Genomic DNA, 5868 nt, shown 5'->3' with positions numbered 1-5868 from the left:
CGCCAAACAGGAGAAATCGGACGCCAATTCGCCAAAAGTGCGGGCAGCGCTGGCCACCACTGTCGCTCCGGGTAAAGACGGCGCAATGGAAGTAACCAATATGCTCGACACGCTTGTCGTCGTCAACAAGAAGCGCAATCTCAAGCCGGAGTACGAGCCGCCGGACTTGGTTCAACCGAATGTTCCGTTTTCATTTGAAGGCAAAAGCCCGAAAAAGCTTATGCGAAAAGAGGCGGCCCGCGCGCTTGAGAATCTGTTCGCCCAAGCCAGGCAGGACAATATTGACATTGTCGGGCAATCCGCCTATCGCAGCTACGATACACAAGAAGCTATTTTCAAGCGTCTTGCGCAAAAATACGGCAGCGAGGAAAAAGCCAACACCGTTAGCGCTCATCCCGGACAGAGCGAACATCAGACCGGACTTGCGATTGACATTACGAGCAAACGCGTCGGCTATACGCTGGAAGAAAACTTCGGTGACACGCCGGAAGGCAAATGGCTCGCCAAAAACGCGGCAAAACACGGATTCATCATCCGTTACCCGAAAGGCAAAGAAGCCGTGACAGGCTATTCATACGAGCCTTGGCACATACGTTATGTGGGCAAGGAAGCCGCAGAAGAAATCACACGTAAAGGCATCACGCTCGAAGAGTACTTGTCACAATAACTCCTTATCTTTTGGAAGAGAGATGTGCTATCGTACAATAGGAAGGTTTTTATCGTTTTTACGTTTACCGAAAGGAAAGGTGTGGCAAAATGAGCACAAAGCCATTTAATGATAATTTTTTAAAAGCCTGTCGTGGAGAAGCGCATGCCCATGTACCTGTTTGGTATATGAGACAAGCAGGCCGCTACCAGCCTGAATATCGAAAGATTCGCGAGAAATACTCGCTATTTGAAATTACGCACCATCCGGAAGTATGCGCGGAAGTTACTATGCTTCCCATCCGGCAGTTAGGCGTAGACGCGGCCATTTTATTTGCCGACATTATGACGCCGATGCCGGCCATGGGTGTGAATGTTGAAATCAAATCCAGCATCGGCCCGGTCATCGACCATCCAATTACCTGTCGGGAAGACGTCGAGAAACTGCAACCGCTTAATCCGACGGAAGATGTGCCGTATATTCTCGATACGATTAAACTGCTGCGCGAACAACTGCCGGTCCCGCTTATCGGATTCGCAGGCGCACCGTTCACGCTGGCCAGCTATTTAATTGAAGGGGGCCCTTCGCGCAATTACTATAAAACGAAAGCGTTCATGCATTCCAACCCGGAAACGTGGCATCTGCTAATGGATAAACTGGGCGAGATGACGATCGCTTATCTGCAGGCGCAAATCCGTGCAGGCGCTCAGGCAGTACAGGTATTCGATTCGTGGGTAGGTGCATTAAATGCCCAAGATTATGCGACATTCGTCGCTCCGATTATGAACCGTATTTTCTCCGCTCTTAAAGAAGAGGAAGCACCGAAGATTATGTTCGGTGTCGGGGCCGGCCACCTGCTTCAAGAATGGAACAAGCTGCCGCTTGATGTTATCGGACTCGATTGGAGAACAAGCATTGCTTCGGCTCGCCAGCAGGGCGTCACCAAGACGGTTCAGGGCAACCTCGATCCCGGTCTTCTGCTCGCTGATTGGCCGCAGCTCAAGCAAAAAGTGAAAGAGATTTTGGATCAAGGAATGGAGACTCCGGGGTTCATTTTTAACCTTGGACACGGTGTGTATCCGCAAGTGAAAGTTGAAACTCTACAGCGCTTAACCGCGTTTATTCACGAATATTCAACAGGAAAATAATAAAAAAGCGGGGCTATGAGGATGACGACAAAACGAATGGGGCTTCTTGTGATGGCATACGGAACGCCGCGCAGCACCGAAGAGATTGAACCGTATTATACACATATCCGCCGTGGCCGCAGACCAACGCCGGAACTGCTGCAGGAGCTGACCGAGCGCTACGAAAAAATCGGAGGCATCTCCCCGCTCGCCCGCATTACGGAAGAGCAGGCCAAATCGCTTGAAATAGCGCTTAATCGTATGCAGGACGAATATGAATTCAAATCGTATCTCGGCCTAAAGCATATTACGCCGTTTATCGAGGACGGTGTAAGGCGTATGCACGCGGACGGCATCAAGGAAGCGGTGAGTATCGTATTGGCCCCCCACTACTCGACATTCAGCGCCAGATCGTATAACAGCCGCGCTCATGAAGAAAGCGGGAAACTCGGCGGTCCTGTTATCCATTCCATCGACAGTTGGCATGAAGAGCCTGCCTTCATCCGCTATTGGGCGGAGCAGTTGAAAGAAACTGTTGCGGCCATTCCGGAAGCGGAACTCGACAAAACCATTGTTATTTTCTCGGCGCACAGCCTGCCGGAAAAAATTATTCAGATGAATGATCCGTATCCGGACCAGATTGCAGACAACGCACGGATGATTGCCGAGAAGGCCGGTGTACCGCATTATACAACCGCCTGGCAAAGCGCGGGCCGTACACCGGAGCCATGGCTCGGTCCGGACATATTGGACAAAATGCGCGAACTGCATAGCGAAGGCTACACTACCATGGTGTTCTGTCCGATCGGTTTTGTATCCGATCATCTTGAAGTACTGTACGACAATGATTATGAGTGTAAAAACTTGGCTGATGAGTTAGGCATCCGCTACCTGCGCCCGCCGATGCCGAATACGCATGACACGTTTATTGAAGCACTCGCATCTGCCGTACTTAAGAAGCTAGAAGAAAGAAAGTGATGAATGATGAGCACGCAAGAAACCCTTACAGTCGCGATTGTCGGGGGCGGCATTACCGGATTGACAACCGCGTATTACCTGCAGAAAGCGATTCGTGAACAGAAGCTGCCCATCAACTATATATTGTTGGAAGCAACCGACCGTCTGGGCGGCCAGGTACAGACCGATTATACAAACGGGTTTGTTATAGAACGTGGGCCGGATTCTTTTCTGGCGCGCAAAACAAGCGCTTCTCGTCTGGTAAAAGAAGTAGGGCTTGAGGATGACCTGGTGCGCAACCAGACAGGACAAGCGTATATCCTGAATAATGACCGCCTGTATCCAATTCCGGGCGGTGCTATCATGGGTATTCCAACCAAGCTGGCACCGTTTGTGACCACCTCGCTATTCTCGCCAGCCGGAAAGATACGCGCTGCGCTTGATCTGGTACTGCCGCGCGGAGAACAAAAAGACGGAGATCGCTCGCTGGGTGAATTTTTCCGCCATCGTCTCGGTAACGAAGTAGTGGAAAACTTAATTGAACCCCTTTTGTCCGGTGTGTACGCGGGAAATATTGACGATTTAAGCCTAATGTCTACTTTCCCGCAGTTTTATCAGGTAGAGCAAAAGTACCGAAGCCTGATTCTTGGCATGCGGTCCACGACGCCGAAGCAACCCAGGTCTGCCGCTGATAAAAAAACGCCAAGCGCGTTTCTCACGCTAAAGGGCGGGCTTCAATCTCTCGTAGAGGCAATTGAACAAAGATTGGACCCTGCCTGTGTCCGCAAGAATATGGAAGTAGATAAAATTTCCAAGACTGATGAGGGATACTCGCTGCGCTTATCTGACGGTACCACCATTTTAGTCGATAGCATCATTATGACGACACCGGCGCAGACGACCCGTGAGGTGCTATGCGACTACCCATTTATCAACTTGCTCAAAGAGATGCCGACAACATCCGTGGCAACCGTTGCTCTTGCATTCACTGAATCGGCCATTCAACAGGATATCAACGGAACCGGTTTTATCGTCTCCCGTAATGCACACTATAACATTACAGCATGTACATGGGTGCACAAGAAATGGCCTCATACAACACCGAAAGGCAAAGTACTGCTGCGCTGTTTTGTAGGGCGTGCAGGAGAAGAAGAGATTGTGTATGAATCGGACGAAAAGATTATTAAAGCGGTGCTTACCGACCTGAATAAAATCATGAAAATTGATCAGGAGCCCGAGTTCTATCGTATTACTCGTTGGAAGCAAATCCGGCCTCAGTACGTGGTCGGCCATCAGCGGCGCATGGATAAATTAGAGAGCGAGCTAAACGCTCACCTGCCCGGCATTTTCCTCGCCGGTGCTCCGTACCATGGCGCCGGACTTCCGGACTGCATCGATCAGGGTGAGGCTGTCGTGAACAAAGTGCTGAAGTTCTTGCACATTCCGGAGCTTGTAGCTGAAACGATATGATTGTTATAACGAAAGCGACGAATTTCTTTATTCCGTCGCTTTCTTACTGTTTTTATGTAAAGAGGCGTCATACAGGACGCCCCATCCATGCGACTTTTTCATGTGTTATTTTCCGCTAAGCTGCTGCTGAGACATTTGCACCAAGCGCTTTGTGATTTCGCCGCCAACAGAGCCGTTAGAGCGGGCATATGTGTCAGCGCCCAGCTGTACGCCGAATTCGGCTGCAATTTCGTATTTATACTGATCAAGCAGTTGTCCCGCCTGCGGAACAAGCAGCTTGTTTCTTCCTTGTGCCATACTTCTTCACCTCCTGCTTGAAGTACTGTTAGTGTGTGTCGGAGGTGAAGTTTTATGAAGCGAACATGTTTCCAAGCAGGGAAAAGAGACACAGTATCATGTCTGTTCCTTTTCCTGGTTTTTGGAATGGTAAAAATTCTATATGGTTTATCTGACGAGTGTGTAAACAAAAAAGGAGAGCGATGGAACTCTCCTCTAAAAAGCGATTGGTATTTAATCTTTAAACAAAAGGGATGCACCGGAAATGCCCGGGTCTGTCATTTCGTACGGATCAAGAATCAAATCCAGCTCTTCTTCCGTTAGCACATTATAGTATAAGCACAGCTCACGCACCGATTTACCGGTAAGAATAGCTTCACGGGCGATGCGTGCCGCTGTCTCATAACCGAGATGCGGATTGACGGCCGTGATAACACCCACACTTTTGTCCACGTATTCTTTCAGCTTCTCTTCATTGGCAACAATGCCTTCCACACAGTATTCACGGAACACGCGGAAGCCGTTATTCATAATGCTGATCGATTGCAGAAGATTGAAGACAAGCACCGGCTCCATTACATTCAGCTCCAGTTGACCGGCTTCGGAAGCGAGACAAATCGTATGATCGTTACCGATAACCTGGAATGCGATTTGATTGATAACCTCGGCCATAACCGGATTCACTTTCCCCGGCATAATCGAGGAGCCCGGCTGACGGGCCGGAAGCGAGATTTCACCCAGGCCTACGCGCGGGCCGGAAGCCATCAAGCGCAGATCATTCGCTACCTTCGACATATTCATCATACATACTTTCAGTGCAGCCGACACTTCCGTATACGCGTCCGTATTTTGCGTCGCATCCACCAGATGTTCCGCTCCGACAATGGGGAAGCCGCTGATTTCAGCGAGATGCTTCACAACGCTCTTAATGTAACGCGGATCGGCGTTTAAGCCTGTCCCTACGGCGGTGGCTCCCATGTTTACTTCGTACAGGTGCTGGCGGGATTGTTTAATGCGCTTCATGTCCCGCTCCAATACACGGCGATATGCTTCGAATTCCTGACCGAGACGAATCGGCACAGCGTCCTGCAGATGAGTACGCCCCATTTTGATAATATGATCAAATTCTTTTGCCTTTTTCGCAAACGTATCATGCAGTTCTTGCATGGTTGCCAACAGCTTTTCCAACATAGAAAGCGTCGCTAAATGAATCGCCGTCGGGAATGCATCGTTCGTCGATTGAGCCATGTTGACATGCGTATTCGGACTTAATTGAAAGTAATTCCCCTTCGCTTCCCCGATAATTTCAAGACCGCGGTTGGCAATGACCTCATTCGTATTCATGTTGATGGATGTACCGGCGCCCCCCTGAATCGGATCGACGATAAACTG

Annotated in this window: 6 protein-coding genes; 4 read left to right on the top strand and 2 right to left on the bottom strand. The window is 49.8% G+C overall.

Annotated features, from left to right (window positions below):
- The 4 genes from B2899_RS07525 to hemY form a co-directional block, all read left to right on the top strand.
- Positions 1–667 (top strand): M15 family metallopeptidase (locus B2899_RS07525; RefSeq protein ID WP_286884771.1); only part of this gene is annotated, 667 nt, incomplete at its 5' end.
- Between the two features lie 89 nt (positions 668–756).
- Entirely contained in the window at positions 757–1794 is a 1038-nt protein-coding gene (gene hemE, locus B2899_RS07520) for a uroporphyrinogen decarboxylase (RefSeq protein WP_146809906.1), read from the top strand.
- A gap of 21 nt (positions 1795–1815) precedes the next feature.
- Positions 1816–2751 (top strand): ferrochelatase, encoded by a 936-nt coding sequence (gene hemH / locus B2899_RS07515; protein ID WP_286884769.1) that lies wholly within the window; start codon positions 1816–1818, stop codon positions 2749–2751.
- 6 nt (positions 2752–2757) lie between these two features.
- Positions 2758–4200, top strand: coding sequence for a protoporphyrinogen oxidase (gene hemY / locus B2899_RS07510; RefSeq protein ID WP_286884774.1), 1443 nt, complete (start codon positions 2758–2760; stop codon positions 4198–4200).
- Positions 4201–4305: 105 nt separating this feature from the next.
- Here hemY and B2899_RS07505 read toward each other — a convergent pair whose 3' ends face one another.
- Both B2899_RS07505 and B2899_RS07500 read right to left on the bottom strand, forming a co-directional pair.
- Entirely contained in the window at positions 4306–4497 is a 192-nt protein-coding gene (locus B2899_RS07505; RefSeq protein ID WP_146809908.1) for an alpha/beta-type small acid-soluble spore protein, read from the bottom strand.
- A gap of 213 nt (positions 4498–4710) precedes the next feature.
- A partial coding sequence (locus B2899_RS07500; RefSeq protein WP_286884767.1) for an aspartate ammonia-lyase occupies positions 4711–5868 on the bottom strand: 1158 nt, incomplete at its 5' end.

Source organism: Aneurinibacillus sp. UBA3580, from assembly GCF_002375825.1.
Classification (GTDB): Bacteria; Bacillota; Bacilli; order Aneurinibacillales; family Aneurinibacillaceae; genus Aneurinibacillus; species Aneurinibacillus danicus.
Note: the sequence above shows the minus strand (reverse complement) of the source record. Positions and strands in the feature narration are given on the sequence as shown.